This window comes from Achromobacter xylosoxidans (genome assembly GCF_001457475.1).
GTDB classification, from domain to species: Bacteria; Pseudomonadota; Gammaproteobacteria; order Burkholderiales; family Burkholderiaceae_B; genus Achromobacter; species Achromobacter xylosoxidans.
In genome coordinates this window covers 5,171,014-5,188,571 of record NZ_LN831029.1, presented here as the reverse complement: position 1 = coordinate 5,188,571, position 17,558 = coordinate 5,171,014, and the positions used below count along the sequence as shown (strand labels likewise).

General features: G+C 61.3%; 11 protein-coding genes, 2 tRNA genes and 4 rRNA genes. 12 read left to right on the top strand and 5 right to left on the bottom strand.

The window, feature by feature from the left end:
• Positions 1–53 precede the first annotated feature (53 nt).
• Both AT699_RS23350 and AT699_RS23345 read left to right on the top strand, forming a co-directional pair.
• Positions 54–278, top strand: coding sequence for a DUF1653 domain-containing protein (locus tag AT699_RS23350; protein ID WP_024070026.1), 225 nt, complete (start codon positions 54–56; stop codon positions 276–278).
• 3 nt (positions 279–281) lie between these two features.
• The gene (locus AT699_RS23345; protein WP_024070025.1) at positions 282–899 is read left to right on the top strand and encodes a 3'-5' exonuclease; all 618 of its coding nucleotides are present in this window, start codon (positions 282–284) and stop codon (positions 897–899) included.
• Between the two features lie 81 nt (positions 900–980).
• Here the strand turns inward: AT699_RS23345 and AT699_RS23340 are convergent, their stop codons facing one another.
• Complete coding sequence (locus AT699_RS23340; RefSeq protein WP_020926874.1) at positions 981–1,271, bottom strand: antibiotic biosynthesis monooxygenase family protein; 291 nt, start codon at positions 1,269–1,271, stop codon at positions 981–983.
• Between the two features lie 526 nt (positions 1,272–1,797).
• Here AT699_RS23340 and AT699_RS23335 point away from each other — a divergent pair.
• Positions 1,798–2,277 carry a hypothetical protein gene (locus AT699_RS23335; RefSeq protein WP_020926875.1) on the top strand — a complete coding sequence of 160 codons (480 nt, stop codon included), beginning with the start codon at positions 1,798–1,800 and terminating at the stop codon, positions 2,275–2,277.
• 47 nt (positions 2,278–2,324) lie between these two features.
• Positions 2,325–3,026, top strand: a complete 702-nt coding sequence (locus tag AT699_RS23330; RefSeq protein ID WP_024070024.1) for a hypothetical protein — start codon at positions 2,325–2,327, stop codon at positions 3,024–3,026.
• 32 nt (positions 3,027–3,058) lie between these two features.
• Here AT699_RS23330 and AT699_RS23325 read toward each other — a convergent pair whose 3' ends face one another.
• Both AT699_RS23325 and AT699_RS23320 read right to left on the bottom strand, forming a co-directional pair.
• Entirely contained in the window at positions 3,059–5,473 is a 2,415-nt protein-coding gene (locus tag AT699_RS23325) for a DUF3772 domain-containing protein (protein ID WP_024070023.1), read from the bottom strand.
• Between the two features lie 111 nt (positions 5,474–5,584).
• Positions 5,585–6,490, bottom strand: a complete 906-nt coding sequence (locus AT699_RS23320) for a LysR family transcriptional regulator (RefSeq protein WP_024070022.1) — start codon at positions 6,488–6,490, stop codon at positions 5,585–5,587.
• Between the two features lie 238 nt (positions 6,491–6,728).
• On the opposite strand from AT699_RS23320, the gene AT699_RS23315 reads away from it, so the two are divergent.
• A complete protein-coding gene (locus tag AT699_RS23315; RefSeq protein ID WP_054442953.1) occupies positions 6,729–8,246 on the top strand; it encodes an acetyl-CoA hydrolase/transferase family protein in 1,518 nt (505 codons plus the stop codon).
• A gap of 29 nt (positions 8,247–8,275) precedes the next feature.
• Here the strand turns inward: AT699_RS23315 and AT699_RS23310 are convergent, their stop codons facing one another.
• Entirely contained in the window at positions 8,276–9,223 is a 948-nt protein-coding gene (locus tag AT699_RS23310; protein WP_024070020.1) for a LysR substrate-binding domain-containing protein, read from the bottom strand.
• Between the two features lie 165 nt (positions 9,224–9,388).
• On the opposite strand from AT699_RS23310, the gene AT699_RS23305 reads away from it, so the two are divergent.
• The 7 genes from AT699_RS23305 (at position 9,389) to rrf (AT699_RS23275) (ending at position 16,649) form a co-directional block, all read left to right on the top strand.
• Complete coding sequence (locus tag AT699_RS23305; protein WP_232254270.1) at positions 9,389–9,730, top strand: DUF1127 domain-containing protein; 342 nt, start codon at positions 9,389–9,391, stop codon at positions 9,728–9,730.
• Between the two features lie 1,296 nt (positions 9,731–11,026).
• Positions 11,027–12,557, top strand: a 16S ribosomal RNA gene (locus tag AT699_RS23300).
• Positions 12,558–12,687: 130 nt separating this feature from the next.
• A tRNA-Ile gene (locus tag AT699_RS23295) sits at positions 12,688–12,764 on the top strand.
• Positions 12,765–12,794: 30 nt separating this feature from the next.
• Positions 12,795–12,870, top strand: a tRNA-Ala gene (locus tag AT699_RS23290).
• A gap of 296 nt (positions 12,871–13,166) precedes the next feature.
• Positions 13,167–16,047 (top strand): 23S ribosomal RNA (locus tag AT699_RS23285).
• Between the two features lie 200 nt (positions 16,048–16,247).
• Positions 16,248–16,360, top strand: a 5S ribosomal RNA gene (rrf, locus tag AT699_RS23280).
• 176 nt (positions 16,361–16,536) lie between these two features.
• A 5S ribosomal RNA gene (gene rrf / locus AT699_RS23275) occupies positions 16,537–16,649 on the top strand.
• The 16S, 23S and 5S rRNA genes sit together here with 2 tRNA genes alongside, the layout of an rRNA operon.
• A 134-nt stretch (positions 16,650–16,783) precedes the next feature.
• Here the strand turns inward: rrf (AT699_RS23275) and AT699_RS23270 are convergent.
• Entirely contained in the window at positions 16,784–17,548 is a 765-nt protein-coding gene (locus AT699_RS23270) for an aldolase (protein ID WP_024070019.1), read from the bottom strand.
• Positions 17,549–17,558 lie beyond the last annotated feature (10 nt).

Genomic DNA, 17,558 nt, shown 5'->3' with positions numbered 1-17,558 from the left:
CGGCCCTGGCAGGAGCCTTTCCGCCCGGGCCGCGTCTTTTGCGGCAATGCTCCATGACCGAATCCGAAGCCCTGGCTCTCGCCACCCATCGCCACTACAAGGGCGGTCTCTATCGCTACATCGATACGGCGCGCCATTCCGAGACGGAAGAAGCGATGGTGGTCTATGAGCACCTGTGGCCGCATGCGCGCGGCTTGTGGGTGCGTCCGGCGGAGCTGTTCTTCGGCCAGCTGGCCGACGGTTCGCCGCGCTTCGCGCCGTTGCATCGGGCGGAGTAGGGCATGGCCTTCTATTACCGCAGGACCCGCGCGCCGGGGGCCGCGGCGCGCTCCCCCGCTGCTGGCCGGGCGCCTTCAGCGGCGCTGTCGGCGGCGCTGGACGCCTTGCGCGGCCCCTTCGTGGTGGCCGACCTGGAAACCACGGGGCTGTCGACCGCGTCCTGCGAGATCCTGGAATTTGCGGCGGTCCGGGTCGGCGCCGACGGCGCGGCCGAGCGCGAATACGCGCAGGTGGTGCGCACCCGCGCCACGGTGCCGCCGTTCATCACGCGACTGACAGGCATTACCGAAGCGGAGGTCGAGCGCCAGGGAGTGCCGGTGGGACAGGCATTTGCCGCGTTCCTGGATTTCGTCGAGGACTTGCCGGTGTTTTTCCACAACGCCTCGTTCGATCGCCGTTTCCTGGATGCCGCGGCGTTGCAGACCGGCCTGCCGTTCGTCAACGCCACCCATTGCACGCTGGCGCTGGCCCGGCGCGCCTGGCCGGAATTGCCGTCGCACAAGCTCGACGTGCTGGCGCGCCACGTGGGCGCCTCGGAACCGACCCACCGGGCCCTGGCCGACGTGCGCACCACGGTGGCCGTTGCGCTGGCGGCCAGCTCCCGCCTGGCGACGGCCTGAGGCCATCGCCGGACGGGCAAGCCGACGCCGTTCCAATGGCCCGGCGGACCTGAACCGCATCCGCCGGAAAGTACCCCAGGCTCAGATCACCTTCTGTTCGTGATGCACCTGCGGCGGTTCGACGAAGAAGCCCGCCACGAGTTTGCGCCACTCCTGGAAATCGGCGGATTCCCGGAAGTCCACCATGTGGTTTTCGACGGTTTCCCAGTCCACCACCAGGGTGTAGCGCTGCGGTTGCTCGATGCTGCGGTACAACTCCATGCCGTGGCAGCCGCGGGCGCGCAGGAACAACGGCTTGGCCTGTGCCACGCCGGCTTCGAACAGGGCTTCCTGTCCTTCGCGCACGTGGATGCTGGCAATCTCCTGGATCATGATGGTGTCTCCGGATGAAAAAGGCCGGGCAGGGGCCGGCCGGCGGAGTAGTATGGCTCAAAATTTCCCGGCCGATGAATCGATCCCCCCGGACCCCGCCCCACTTCATCGTCGCGCGCGCCACCTTCATCCTGACAGTAAGCCTAACGGCGTGCGCCTGCCGGGCCGCCGTCTTGCGCGCTAGGGAAATCGTGCGAGGGGGCGCCACCGCATCCCATCCTATGAGCTGAGATGCGGCGCAGCAATCTGGCGCCACGGGCGTCCGGCCTCGGCCATATGCATGGCCCGCGACGCGGTAGTCGCAGATTGCCCGACATCTTTTACGTCTTCCTCCCCAGTCTCTTGGGACCGGTCGCCCGTTTACCCGATACCGACGTCCTTAGTCCGGCGCAATCATTCCGTACCAATACGAAAGTCCCGAGCGCCACGTTGCCTCATAGGCGTACTGCGTTGGGGGGGTAAAGGTCCGCGCCGGTCGGCCACCGGCACCTGTTCATCCGCGTGCAGCGGATCAGGAGGAGCTCAAATGAAAAAGCTCGCAGCAGTCGCAGCGTTATCCCTCGTCGCGGTATCCACCGCCTACGCGACCGGGCCGGGCCAACCCGGCATTTCCGCCTCTGGCTACGTCGGCACCATTTCCGGAACGGTATCCTCGGTCTCCACCGGCACGTCCGTGGTCTCCACCCAGATCAACGGCTACGGCTCGTCGAGCCAGACGTCGTTTGGTGAAACGGGCGGCGTCGCCACCGCGGGGGGATCGTTCAGCCCGGATGGCACCACCGTGGTCACCAGCACCCGCCAATACGCCACCAGCGAGACCTACGGTCACATCCACGGCAACGCGCCGATCATGGTCGGCGACAGCATCGCCAATGGCGGCGCCACGTTCGGCAGCACCACCACCAACGCAACGGCGACGGGAACGTACAACGCCGGCGCGATCGGGGCCACCGCGTCGATCCACGGCATCGGCCCGGTGGGCCACGTGGGCGGTTTCGGTCACTGAGCAGCACGCAATCCGGACGGCTTCGGCCGTCCGGTCGAGAGGACATCATGAAAACCCTTGCGCTTGCCTTATCCCTGTCGCTGGTGGCCTTCTCCGCCGGTGCGCAGACCAGTACTTCTTCCTCGACCACCTCGGCGACATCGGGCTCGACCAACGCCGGCAACAATCAGGGCATCACGTTCAATTCCAACAGCAACGGTTCGAGCACCTTGCGCACCGCCCCGCCGATCGGCGCGCAGAGTTTCTACGGTTCGTTCTCCTCCGACAGCTGCATGGTGTCGGCGGGGGGCGGCGGCTCGGTGGTGGGCTTCGGCATGAACGTGGCTTTTCCGGTCGAGGACCAGAAGTGCAGCCTGCGCCGCAACTTCGAGCGCACCATGCAAGCGGCCGCGTCCACCAAGGACCCCGAGCGTTCGCGTCGGCTGGAAACCGCCGCCGTCGACATCCTGTGCCAGACGGATGACCGCACCAAGGCCGCCCTCACCGCGCAGGGACTGTGCACCAATCCCTCGCTGACCACGGCCGATCACCGCTTCGAGAATCCGACGCCCAACGTCGCGCAGGTCGCGCCGCCGGCGCAGGCCCAATACGCCCCCTCGCCGGCGCCCGGCGCGCAATATACGGCGAGCGTGCCCGTCGCGCAGGCATACCCGGTGTCGTCCGCGCAGAACATCATGGCCAATTCGCCGCCGCTGCGTAATCCAAGGATGGATCGCCAGGGCTTGCTCGACTTCTATTCGCCGGGTTGACGATCGTGGCGCGCGATCATCGACCCGGGTGGTCAGGGCGTGGCGGCGGGCGCGGCCGCGGCGCCCGGCCCCTCGGCCGCGTCGGGGCGCTGCGAGGCCATGGCTGGAGGGGGCGATGCCAGCAGCATCGTGGGCGGCGACGACACCTCAAGGCCGGCATCGTGCAGGCGCTGCAGCACTGTGAACAGCAGCGCGCTGCGCACGCCATAGGCCGAGCGTGGCGACGAGACGTAGCCCTTGGCGTTAAATATCAGGTTGCCGCCCTCGATGCCATCCAGGAACACATTGGGTGCCGGCGTCTCCAGCACGTCCTCGTGGTCGGCAAAGGCCTGCAGGATCAACTCGCGCACGCGCTGCGCATCGGTTGACAGCGGCAGCGGCAGCTTGATCTGCACCAGTCCCAGCGGATTCGAGCGCGTCACGTTGCGTACCGTCTTGGTCACGAACTCCGAGTTCGGCACGATCACGGTGGAACGGTCGCCCATCTGGATCTCGGTGGCGCGCACATTGATCCGCAGGATGTCGCCTTCGACGCCGCCCAGCGACACCCAGTCGCCCACCTTGACCGGCCGTTCGGCCAGCAGGATCAGGCCCGAAACGAAGTTCTGCACCACCGCCTGCAGACCGAAACCGATGCCCACCGACAGCGCGCTGGCGATCCATGCCACCCGCTCCAGCCCGATGCCCGCGGCCGACAGCGACAACGCCACCGCCAGCACGAAGCCGGCATAGCCGAACAGCGTCGCCGCCGACAGCTGCATGCCCGGATCCAGTTCGGTGGTGGGCAGGTAGCGATTCGACAGCCAGCGCTTGAGCATCTTCACGCCCAGCAGCGACAGGCCCAGCACCATCAGCGCCTGCAACACCGCGCCGGGGCGGATCTGCGCCTCGCCGATGGCCAGGCCTTTGCGCAACTGGTCGAAGCGTTGCAACAGATCCATCGGGCCTTCGCCGAAAGGCGCCAGCAGCAGGATGATGGCCAGCAGGGCAACCGCCACCCGGCCCACGCCCGACAGCAGCACGGCCGCCTGGTCGCGCAGGCTGGGCCCTTCGCTGTCATCGCGGTGCGAGGTGCCGAGCAAGGTGCTGAAGCCGTCCTCGATCAGCACGGCCAGCAGGTACGCCGACGCCAGCACGATCACGACCCACAGCACCTGCTTGGTCAGGAAGCTGCCGAACGCGACATACCCGGCCAGCAGGCTGGCCAGACTGATCAGCAGCACCGTGCCGGTGGCCGTCAGCAACAGCGAGGTCCAGAAGGGCGGAGGGGGGCCCTCTTCCCGCAGCGCCCGGCGCCGCAGCCGGCGGCCGATCGACAGCGCCACGGCCATCGTCACCATCACGAACACCGCGACGATGCCGGTCAACGTGATGGTGGTGGTGAGACTGGCGTTCAACAGCACCGGCAGCCGCTCGGCCAGCCAGATCATCACGACCAGCACGCCAAGCGCGCCCGGCAGCCAACGCAGGCGATGCGCCACCTTGTCGGAGATCGGCGGCAGGCGCCATGACGGCCGGTTGGCCGACATCAGCGCATAACCCAGGCCCGAAACGTAGCCCCCGAAACAGACCGTCACGACGAGGTTGGCCAGCAGGGCGCCGGTGCTCTCCGACAACTGTGAATTCCAGTCCAGGCCGACGTGGGCCAGCAGGGCAATGATGCCCGGCGTCGCCACCGCCAGCGTCAACAGCGCCACCGCCAGGAACGAGCGGCGCAAGCGTCCCGGCGGCACACGCGTGGCCGTGAGGCGCAGCAGCACCCGGCCGATCCAGACTCGCAACGCGACCACCAGCGCCGCCGCCGTGGCCAGCAGCAGCCAGCCCCATTTCGGCGTCTGGCCGACCGCCGTGACCAGATCGTCGCGCAACGCCACCAGCCGCTCGAGGTCGCCCGGGAATTCCTCGCGGAATTCGGCCCAGAACTGCCCCGACAGGAAGGAATCGCGTCGTTCCCCTAGCCGTGCCTGGAATTGCGTGCGGCGCAGACCCGATATCTGTTCCGCCGTCTGCGCGGCATCGACCGACAGCAGCCGCGCCAGTTTGATCTGCGCGTCCAGCGCGCGGCTGTTCTTTTCCAGTTGCGTGCGCTGCGCGGCGACGTCGGGCGCTTCCTTGGCGCCTGCGGGCGGCGCGCCCAACTCGCTCAGGCGGGCGGCGACGCTGGTCAACTGTGGCGTGAGCGCGTCGGCGGTGGCGTCGGCCTTGGACTGGATATCGAGCGCATCGCCACGCTGCTTGACCAGCTCGGCGTCGTCGGTTTCATCCGGCACCCGTTTGCGGATGTCATCGAGTTGCTTGCGGGCGCCGGCCAGCATGCTGTCGACTTCGGCGGGCGAAGCGGGCGTGGCGGCGAATGCCGGCGCCAGGCACAGCGCCAGCAGCAAGGCGGCGATCAGCGCGGCGAAAGAACGGGCGCGAAAAAGCGGATGTTGCGGGTTCGGGGTCATGTTTTCTTGGGGCGATAGGCTCGCATCGAGGCGGCAGCATAACAAGCTGCCACCCGGTCCGTTGCAACAAAAACTCCTCTGTGTCCCCCTTAGATTCGCGGCGAGCGCGTTTCAGGAACGTCCAACCCGTTTGCCTGCGCCCAGAACCTCATCGCACACTTGCAGCCAGGCGCGGGCGGCGTACGACAAGTAACCCGATTGCTGCCAGATGTGGCCGACCTCCCACTGCAATCCCGATTTTGCCAGTCGGGCGGTGCTCAGGCCGCGGGTCTTCATGCGCCGCATCAGGGGTTCAGGCAGCAGCGCCGCGCCCAGGCCGGCGGAAGCCATGGCCACCAGGAAGTCCCAATGCGCGCTCTGGGCCGCAATGCCGGGTTGCAAGCCGGCGTCGGCAAAAGCCTGCCGCAAGCGTCGGGTCATGGCGAAATCGTCCGTCGGGATCAGCAGGCGCGTATCGCGCAAGGCGCTCAGGGGCAATGAAGTCTTGCCGGCCCAGGCCGCGTCCGGCGGCCCGATCACCCAGATCGGATGGCTGCCGAAGGCCCGCGCGGCCAGGCCGCTGTCGGGGACGATCGGCAGGATGGTGGCGCCCACCTCCAGTTCGCCGCTGGCGACCAATTCTTCCACCGCGCGGCCGGTGCCTTCGCGCAAGGTCAGGTGTATCCCGGGGTGAAGTTCGCGGAAGCGTTTGACCACCGGCGTGAATAGCAGGTTGATCATCGGCGGGATGCCCACTTCGAGCGAGCCGCGTTGCAGTTCCGCCGTCTGCCGCATTTCCTCGGTCAGCTGGCGCATGGTTTCCAGCACTTGCAGGCCGCGCTGGTACATCACGCGGCCCGTATCGGTGGGGCGCGCGGTGTGGCCATCGCGCACCAGCAGCGGCGTGCCGGCCTCATCTTCCAACTGCCGGATCATCTTGCTGACCGTCGACTGCGTGACGAACAGCGCCTTGGCCGCCTGCGTAAAGCTGGCGTGCCTGACCGTTTCCACGAAATACCGTAAGGCGCGCACGTCCATGGCTCATCCCCGCGCAATGCGCGAAACATTCAATCAATGAAAAAAACGACTGGATTGAATGATTTTAAGTCATTACGAGATTTTGCCGGCGCTTCCTATACTGCCGGAAATTCGTCCCGAAACCGCGCTGGAATGCGCGGCGGACGTCAGGAAACGCCGCGTCAGACGGCGCCTGGACGCGAGCGGCGCTTCCGCCGCGTCCGGCCGCAAGTCGCCGGCTATTGAATCAGGAGACACCATGCATTCCGACCGTATCCGCCACCCCGGGCTACGCGCCAAGATCACTTCCGCCCAACAGGCGGCCTTGCTGGTCCAAGACGGCATGACCGTCGGCATGAGCGGCTTCACGCGCGCCGGCGACTGCAAGTCGGTGCCGGCCGAGCTGGCGCGACGCGCCGAGCACGAGCCGCTGTCCATCACCCTGATCACCGGCGCCTCGCTGGGACACGACACCGACAAGATGCTGGCGCAGGCCAATGTCCTGGCACGCCGCATGCCGTTCCAGGTCGACACCACGCTGCGCCGCAAGATCAACCAGGGGGAAATCGCCTTCATCGACCAGCACCTGTCGGAAACCGCGGAACAGTTGCGCGCCGGCCATATCGGTCCGGTCGACGTGGCCATCATCGAGGCGGCTGCCATCACCGAAACCGGGGCCATCGTGCCGACCATGTCGGTGGGCAACTCGGCCTCGTTCGTGCAGCAGGCCCGGTGCGTCATCATCGAGTTGAATCTGGGCGTGCCCGCCGCCATCGAGGGCCTGCACGACATCTACGTGCCCACGGAGCGTCCAAAGCGCGAGCCCATGGGCCTGGTGTCGGCTGACCAGCGCATCGGCCAGCCATTCATCGAGGTGGACCCGGACAAGATCGCCGCCATCGTGATCACGCAGGAGCCGGACAGCCCGTCCAACGCCTTGCCGCCCGATGCCGAGACCAACGCCATCGCGGCGCACATCAATGCTTTCCTGCGCCGCGAAGTCGACGCCGGAAGACTGGGCAATTCGCTGCTGCCGTTGCAAGCCGGTATCGGCACCATCGCCAATGCCGTGCTGCACGGCTTCGAATCGTCGGATTTCGAATCGTTGACGATGTATTCGGAAGTGCTGCAGGATAGCGCCATCGAGCTGCTTGACCAGGGCAAACTGGCGTTCGCCTCGGCCTCGTCCATCACGGTGTCCAAGCCGGTGTACGAAAAGATCCTGGCCAACATCGAGCACTACCGCCAACGCATCGTGCTGCGCCCGCAGGAAATCAGCAACGCGCCCGAGATCGTGCGCCGCCTGGGTATCATCGCCATCAATACGGCCCTGGAATTCGATATCTACGGCAACGTCAATTCGACCCACGTTGGCGGCACGCACATGATGAACGGTATCGGCGGCTCGGGCGACTTCGCCCGCAATGCGCATCTGGCGATCTTCGTGTCCAAGTCCATGGCCAAGAACGGCGACATTTCCAGTGTGGTGCCGATGGTGTCCCACGTGGACCACACCGAGCATGATGTCGACGTCCTGGTCACCGAATGCGGCCTGGCCGATCTGCGCGGCCTGGCGCCGCGCGAGCGCGCCCGCGCCATCATCCAGCATTGCGTGCATCCTTCCTACCGAGAAGCGCTGCAGGACTATTTCGACCGGGCCTGCGAACGCGGCGGACAGACGCCGCACCTGCTCGAGGAAGCGTTTTCCTGGCACCAACGCTTCAATGAGACCGACACGATGCGTTCGGTCCCGCCCGCGACCCGCAAGGTCGCCTGAGGCGCGAGCGCCGCTTCCGGCGGCACCGTCTATGGCTTCTCGTCCCGCGTCGCCTGGGCGGGGTCATGGCGTGCCGCGGTGACCAGGCCCTTGCCCGACCGCTCCAGTTCATCGCGCAACCATTGCTTCAAGGCGACCAGCGGTTCCCAGTCGCGCAGACTGGGCCGATAGACCAGGTGATAGGTCTGGGCCTGCTCGTAATGCACGGTCACCGGGGAAACCTGCACCAATCGTCCCGCGCGGATCGCGTCCGCCGCCAGCAGCTCGCGGCCGAGCGTGATGCCCAGTCCTTGTTCGGCGGCCTGCAGCATCATGCCGGCGTCGTTGAAAGTGGCCACGGGCGTGACCGGCACCCGCAAGCCGGCCGCGTTGAACCAGTGCTGCCACATGTCGCGTTCACCCAGCAGGGGCTGGCGCGCCAGCGTTTCGGCGGTGTTGTCGGGCAGCGCCGCCGCGGTTTCCGGCGAGGCCAGGGCAATCAGCGGTAGCGGCATGTCGAACAGCGGCTCGGACTCCACCCCGGGCCAGGGACCCCGCCCGAACCGCAATGCGGCGTGAAAGCCGTCACGCAACAGATCCACCACCTGTTGCGAGGTCTCGATCTCCAGCGACAGCCCTGGATGGCGCTTGTGCCAACGCGCCATCCGGGGCAGCAACCAGCGCTGCGCGAACGAAGGCAGCACCGAGACGCGCAAGCGCTGGGCGCTGCCGCTGGCCGCGGCGGACGCGGCCATCAGCCCCTCGTCCAGCAGCGCCATTGCGCTTTGCACGCTGCAAAGCAGCGCGGCGCCGGCCGTGTTCAGCACAATGCCGCGGCCGCTGCGTTCGAACAGAGGAAAACCCAGCTGTTCCTCCAGCCCCTTGATCTGCTGGCTGACCGCGCTGTGCGTCAGATGCAGCCGATCAGCGGCTGCGCGCAGGTTCTGCAGTTCAGCAACGGCGCGGAAGGCGGGCAGGGTATTCAGAGGCAGGCGCATGGAGAGTGTGGTCGAAAAAGGGGAGGACGGGAAACGTTCCTGGCGAGCCCGCACGGATGGCATTGAATTGGTAAGAATAGCTTACCGTAGCGGGTAAAACAATTCGATTTTCAGCGGCGATTTGGGCGAATACGCTTACCAAAACGACGCATCGAGGAGCTGCCCATGTCTGCCGAAACCTGCATCCAACCCACCGGCCCCTTTGGCATCGAGCCGAAGCGGCTGCCGACGCCAGAATCGTCCCCGCCGGTCCGCTCCGAATCCGTGATGTCCGCGCCGGCGATAGCCGTCCCGCCAAGTGCCGACGCAGCGCTACCGGCCGGCCTCGTCTCCCGCCTCTGGCGCGCGTACCGGGAATGGCGGAGGGAAAGAACGCTGCGCAACCTCGCCGAGAATATGGATCCCCATTTGCTCAGGGACGTCGGCGCGCCGGAGTGGCTGGTGAACCAGAGTTCGGTCGAGGAATCGCTCAAGCGGATCACCCGCATCGACGCCTTGCGTTGGTAGCGGCCGCGGTGGTCCATGGCGGCGAGCAGGCGGGGCGGCGTCCGCCTGGGCCTGCTTGTAATGCTGCCATTGGCCCTGGGGCGGCCGAGCGATGGCGAGGCGCCTGCCTGCCCGGGGCGACGGAGGCCTCCATCCAAGGACCTCTTATATATATAGGGAGAGGGGGAGCGTGCGCCGCCTCTCCACTCTCCCAGTGCCACGCCTCTATCTATATGTGGCAGGTTGCGCTGTCGCCTGTCGCCACCAGGCGCCTCGCAACGGCGTAGGCCCCCAGGGGGAAGGGTGGTTCGTCAACGGCGCTGCGGCCGTTCAAAGGCCGTGTTGCTCCATCAAACATCATCTTTCTGCAAAATGCCTGTCATCCTGGCGTGACAGGCCGAAATTCTGTGCTATAGTCTCGCTCCTTCGCAGTTCAAGCGGTTTTGTTGAGCGGCGGGGCCAGGCAAGTGCAACGGATCCGAAGTGCTACGGCAAGCGGATCTGCCGCAGGGCAGCAAGGCGGTGAGTCAGCGATGATTCTCTCGAACCGGCGGTCGGCGAGTTTTGCATAGGATGGTGCGAATCAGGCAGAAGCCAGTTGCACGATCTGCAAAAATTGTGCTATAGTCTTGGGCTTGGCTGGTGACAGCGAATCAGGGTTTACCCGGTAGGGTAGTCTGGTCAGCGTTGCAAGCCGGCTGGAGCGGTAACCAACCTCCGAAGCGATTCGGGGCTACTGCGAAGTGAAGCGATTCACGAAACGGCGGGGTTGCAAGATAGGATGCAAGTTAGGCAAAAGCCGGTTGCATAATCTGCAAAAGTTGTGTTATAGTTTCAGGCTTGGCAGTTACCGAAAACTTAGGGTTAACCCTGATATTTCGATAGCTGCTAAAGAGAAAGCCGGGTGCGAGCCTGGTGAGACCTGAAGAGGTCGTAGGCAAGGCAGCGAAGTGAAGCAAGCGGCGCTGACTTGACAAGCGATAAAAACTTCTTCATAATCTCGTTTCTCTGCTGCTGACACAGCGATCGACGCGAAAGCGAAATCGCCAAAGAAAGCGGAAGATGCAGTAAGTAGTTTGGTAGTACAGAATTTGGCAGTACCGCTCTTTAACAATTAAACAACCGATAAGTGTGGGCGCTTGATGCGGGTGCACAGTGACTGGGTTTTAAACCCTTTCACAAGCACAATGAAATCAAGTGCTCACTAGAAGTGAAGTACCTTAGATGTCAAGTCTAAGCACATACCTCACTTCCTTTGAGTAGCGACGTATGACTCGGTTCTTCGGAACTAAGAAATACGAAACAAATACAGAGATTAAACTGAAGAGTTTGATCCTGGCTCAGATTGAACGCTAGCGGGATGCCTTACACATGCAAGTCGAACGGCAGCACGGACTTCGGTCTGGTGGCGAGTGGCGAACGGGTGAGTAATGTATCGGAACGTGCCCAGTAGCGGGGGATAACTACGCGAAAGCGTAGCTAATACCGCATACGCCCTACGGGGGAAAGCAGGGGATCGCAAGACCTTGCACTATTGGAGCGGCCGATATCGGATTAGCTAGTTGGTGGGGTAACGGCTCACCAAGGCGACGATCCGTAGCTGGTTTGAGAGGACGACCAGCCACACTGGGACTGAGACACGGCCCAGACTCCTACGGGAGGCAGCAGTGGGGAATTTTGGACAATGGGGGAAACCCTGATCCAGCCATCCCGCGTGTGCGATGAAGGCCTTCGGGTTGTAAAGCACTTTTGGCAGGAAAGAAACGTCGCGGGTTAATACCTCGCGAAACTGACGGTACCTGCAGAATAAGCACCGGCTAACTACGTGCCAGCAGCCGCGGTAATACGTAGGGTGCAAGCGTTAATCGGAATTACTGGGCGTAAAGCGTGCGCAGGCGGTTCGGAAAGAAAGATGTGAAATCCCAGAGCTTAACTTTGGAACTGCATTTTTAACTACCGGGCTAGAGTGTGTCAGAGGGAGGTGGAATTCCGCGTGTAGCAGTGAAATGCGTAGATATGCGGAGGAACACCGATGGCGAAGGCAGCCTCCTGGGATAACACTGACGCTCATGCACGAAAGCGTGGGGAGCAAACAGGATTAGATACCCTGGTAGTCCACGCCCTAAACGATGTCAACTAGCTGTTGGGGCCTTCGGGCCTTGGTAGCGCAGCTAACGCGTGAAGTTGACCGCCTGGGGAGTACGGTCGCAAGATTAAAACTCAAAGGAATTGACGGGGACCCGCACAAGCGGTGGATGATGTGGATTAATTCGATGCAACGCGAAAAACCTTACCTACCCTTGACATGTCTGGAATGCCGAAGAGATTTGGCAGTGCTCGCAAGAGAACCGGAACACAGGTGCTGCATGGCTGTCGTCAGCTCGTGTCGTGAGATGTTGGGTTAAGTCCCGCAACGAGCGCAACCCTTGTCATTAGTTGCTACGAAAGGGCACTCTAATGAGACTGCCGGTGACAAACCGGAGGAAGGTGGGGATGACGTCAAGTCCTCATGGCCCTTATGGGTAGGGCTTCACACGTCATACAATGGTCGGGACAGAGGGTCGCCAACCCGCGAGGGGGAGCCAATCCCAGAAACCCGATCGTAGTCCGGATCGCAGTCTGCAACTCGACTGCGTGAAGTCGGAATCGCTAGTAATCGCGGATCAGCATGTCGCGGTGAATACGTTCCCGGGTCTTGTACACACCGCCCGTCACACCATGGGAGTGGGTTTTACCAGAAGTAGTTAGCCTAACCGCAAGGGGGGCGATTACCACGGTAGGATTCATGACTGGGGTGAAGTCGTAACAAGGTAGCCGTATCGGAAGGTGCGGCTGGATCACCTCCTTTCAGAGCTTAGTGCTCGTGTTAAGCGTCCACTCTTATCGGTTGTTTGATATAGCTGGGATCGGTTGTGGGCTTGGGTAGAGGGACTCCTCCCTGTGTCCATGACTTCTGACTACTGATCCGAGAAGGTTTTGGGTCTGTAGCTCAGTCGGTTAGAGCACCGTCTTGATAAGGCGGGGGTCGTTGGTTCGAATCCAACCAGACCCACCAAGTATTCGCAGGTAGAGATGCCGTGGATATGGGGGTGTAGCTCAGCTGGGAGAGCGCCTGCTTTGCAAGCAGGATGTCATCGGTTCGATCCCGTTCACCTCCACCAAGACCTGTGCCTGGTGGGATGTAGAGGCTAACTCATAGTGTCGTGCGGATAATATCTGCCCGGTCTTATGAGTTGGGTTTTACTCAACAGCTATATTCGTTCTTTAACAATCTGGAAGAAGCACAACGAAATGTGCTCATCGAGTAATCAGCTTGCTGATGAAGATGGGTACGGGTTGTGATTGCATTAATTTTGTTCCAAGTTCTCAAGACTGGGGTGAATAACCTCAGACTGCTTTGAAACTTATGAACGGCACAAACGCTAATACTCAGGTCCTATAGCCTACAGCGTTATAGGATCAAGCGACTAAGTGCATATGGTGGATGCCTTGGCGATCACAGGCGATGAAGGACGTAGTAGCCTGCGAAAAGCTGCGGGGAGCTGGCAAACAAGCTTTGATCCGCAGATATCCGAATGGGGAAACCCACTCCGTAAGGAGTATCCCTGACTGAATACATAGGTCAGTGGAAGCGAACCGGGTGAACTGAAACATCTCAGTAGCTCGAGGAAAAGAAATCAACCGAGATTCCGAAAGTAGTGGCGAGCGAAATCGGAAGAGCCTTCACGTTTTAGCATGCAAGATAGTCGAACGGAATGGAAAGTCCGGCCGTAGCAGGTGATAGCCCTGTAGACGAAATTTTGTGTGTGGAACTAAGCGTGAGAAAAGTAGGGCGGGACACGTGAAATCCTGTTTGAAGATGGGGGGACCATCCTCCAAGGCTAAATACTCGTGATCGACCGATAGTGAACCAGTACCGTGAGGGAAAGGCGAAAAGAACCCCGGAAGGGGAGTGAAATAGATCCTGAAACCGTATGCATACAAACAGTAGGAGCCTCCTTGTGGGGTGACTGCGTACCTTTTGTATAATGGGTCAGCGACTTACATTCAGTGGCAAGGTTAACCGAATAGGGAAGCCGTAGCGAAAGCGAGTCCGAATAGGGCGATTCAGTCGCTGGGTGTAGACCCGAAACCAGATGATCTATCCATGGCCAGGTTGAAGGCACGGTAACACGTGCTGGAGGACCGAACCCACTAATGTTGAAAAATTAGGGGATGAGCTGTGGATAGGGGTGAAAGGCTAAACAAATCTGGAAATAGCTGGTTCTCTCCGAAAACTATTTAGGTAGTGCCTCAAGTATTACTGCGGGGGGTAGAGCACTGTTATAGCTAGGGGGTCATGGCGACTTACCAAACTATGGCAAACTCCGAATACCCGCAAGTACAGCTTGGGAGACAGAGCACCGGGTGCTAACGTCCGGACTCAAGAGGGAAACAACCCAGACCGCCAGCTAAGGTCCCAAATTATCGCTAAGTGGGAAACGAAGTGGGAAGGCATAGACAGTCAGGAGGTTGGCTTAGAAGCAGCCATCCTTTAAAGAAAGCGTAATAGCTCACTGATCGAGTCGTCCTGCGCGGAAGATGTAACGGGGCTAAGCGATAAACCGAAGCTGCGGGTGTGTACTTTGTACACGCGGTAGGAGAGCGTTCTGTAAGCCTGCGAAGGTGGCTTGTAAAGGCTGCTGGAGGTATCAGAAGTGCGAATGCTGACATGAGTAGCGATAAAGGGGGTGAAAAGCCCCCTCGCCGTAAGTCCAAGGTTTCCTGCGCAACGTTCATCGGCGCAGGGTGAGTCGGCCCCTAAGGCGAGGCAGAGATGCGTAGCTGATGGGAAGCTGGTTAATATTCCAGCACCGTCGTACAGTGCGATGGGGGGACGGATCGCGGAAGATCATCAGGGTGTTGGATGTCCCTGTTGACATATCGAAGATGGCGCTTAGGCAAATCCGGGCGCGTAAATCAAGGGTATGGCACGAGCGAGCATTGCTTGCGAAGTGATTGGAAGTGGTTCCAAGAAAAGCCTCTAAGCTTCAGCTGTACGAGACCGTACCGCAAACCGACACAGGTGGACGGGATGAATATTCCAAGGCGCTTGAGAGAACTCAGGAGAAGGAACTCGGCAAATTGATACCGTAACTTCGGGAGAAGGTATACCCCGGTAGTGTGAAGCGCCTGCGCGCTTAGCATGATGGGGTCGCAGAGAATCGGTGGCTGCGACTGTTTATTAAAAACACAGCACTCTGCAAAGACGAAAGTCGACGTATAGGGTGTGACGCCTGCCCGGTGCCGGAAGGTTAAGTGATGGGGTGCAAGCTCTTGATCGAAGCCCCGGTAAACGGCGGCCGTAACTATAACGGTCCTAAGGTAGCGAAATTCCTTGTCGGGTAAGTTCCGACCTGCACGAATGGCGTAACGATGGCCACACTGTCTCCTCCTGAGACTCAGCGAAGTTGAAGTGTTTGTGATGATGCAATCTACCCGCGGCTAGACGGAAAGACCCCATGAACCTTTACTGTAGCTTTGCATTGGACTGTGAACCGGCCTGTGTAGGATAGGTGGGAGGCTTTGAAGCGTGGTCGCTAGATCACGTGGAGCCATCCTTGAAATACCACCCTGGTTTGTTTGCGGTTCTAACCTTGGTCCGTTATCCGGATCGGGGACAGTGCATGGTGGGCAGTTTGACTGGGGCGGTCTCCTCCCAAAGTGTAACGGAGGAGTTCGAAGGTACGCTAGGTACGGTCGGAAATCGTGCTGATAGTGCAATGGCATAAGCGTGCTTGACTGTGAGACTGACAAGTCGAACAGGTGCGAAAGCAGGACATAGTGATCCGGTGGTTCTGAATGGAAGGGCCATCGCTCAACGGATAAAAGGTACTCTGGGGATAACAGGCTGATACCGCCCAAGAGTTCATATCGACGGCGGTGTTTGGCACCTCGATGTCGGCTCATCTCATCCTGGGGCTGTAGCCGGTCCCAAGGGTATGGCTGTTCGCCATTTAAAGAGGTACGTGAGCTGGGTTTAAAACGTCGTGAGACAGTTTGGTCCCTATCTGCCGTGGGCGTTGGATACTTGACGGAGCCTGCTCCTAGTACGAGAGGACCGGAGTGGACGTACCTCTGGTGTACCGGTTGTCATGCCAATGGCATTGCCGGGTAGCTAAGTACGGAAGAGATAACCGCTGAAGGCATCTAAGCGGGAAACTCGTCTGAAGATTAGGTATCCCGGGGACTTGATCCCCCTGAAGAGTCGTTCGAGACCAGGACGTTGATAGGTCGGGTGTGGAAGCGCAGTAATGCGTTAAGCTAACCGATACTAATTGCTCGTGAGGCTTGATCCTATAACACTGATGGTTATGACCTGGTGGTATAGCGTTCCAAGTGTCGTTCAATACAAAATCTGGCTGCCCCGTCAGCAGCCAGCCAACACCAATTACACCCACTGTGCGGGATCATCGAGACACTCTCTGATCCCCACACGTTGCGCTTCTTCCAAGATTGGAGCGGTTGTCCCTCAAAGACAATCTCTCAACCCGTTACGCCTGACGACCATAGCAAGGTGGTACCACTCCTTCCCATCCCGAACAGGACAGTGAAACGCCTTTGCGCCGATGATAGTGGACGGACGTCTGTGAAAGTAGGTCATCGTCAGGCTTTTATTGCTCAAAACCCCATAGGCTCGCGCCTGTGGGGTTTTGTTTTTATGAAAAGCCCGTTCATGCGCGCGCCACGATTATCGAGCCCGGCTCTGATCGTCGTGAACAAAGCTGGCCATGCAGTACCCAGGATTGGAGCGCTCGCCATCGAGGCGGGATGCTCGGCAGGTCAAGCCTGATACCCATAGCAAGGTGGTACCACTCCTTCCCATCCCGAACAGGACAGTGAAACGCCTTCGCGCCGATGATAGTGGACGGACGTCTGTGAAAGTAGGTCAGTATCAGGCAGTTATTCAAGAAGAAAACCCCGCAGGCTGACGCCTGCGGGGTTTTTTCATTGGCGGTTGCTTTCCGGCTACTACGATCTGGCGCCGCGGGCGGGAGCCAGGCAGGTGCCGGCCTCCCCGGGGAAGAAGGAAGTTCAGCCGGGCTGACGCTGCGCGGCGTCCGGCAACTGGCGCCGCAATGCGGCGAAGAACAGTTCCGACTGCAGGCGTTCGCTCTGTATTTGCGCGGCCACCTTGCCGGCGATCAGAGGATCCATCGGGGCCAAGGTGCGGCCGGTGGATTCGGCAAGCACTTGCGCGGTACAGGCGCGTTCGAGGAAGAAGAGATCGTCGTAGGCGTAGTCGAGCCGCTCGCCGCAGACCACCACACCGTGATTGCCGAGGAAGGCGATGTCGGCGCCCTGCATGGCGCGGGCAATGCGTTCGCCTTCGCTGGCGTCCAACGCCAGGCCGTTGTATTCGTCATCGACCGCGATGCGGCCATGGAAGCGCATCGCATTCTGCGAGAGCGTGGTGTCGAGGGCGCGGGTGCTGGTGAGCGTCAATGCGGTGGCGTAGGGCATGTGGGTATGCAATACACAGGCCTTGCCGGCGATGCGATGGATTGCGGCGTGGATGAACATGGCCGTGGGTTCGACTTCGTGGCGTCCCGCCAGCTTGCGACCCTCGGCATCGACCAGCACGATATCGGCAGCCTGGACCTCATGCCACATCAGGCCGCGCGGGTTCAGCAGGAAATGGTCGGAGTCTCCCGGTAGCGCCACGCTGAAATGGTTGCAGACGCCTTCGCCGAGCCCGTGGGCGGCGGCGGCGCGCAGCGCCAGCGCAAGGTCATCGCGCAGGGCGCTGACGTGCTCGGCGTGGAACAGCGCGTTGGCGAAATGAGGATCGTGGTTCATTGGCTGCCCG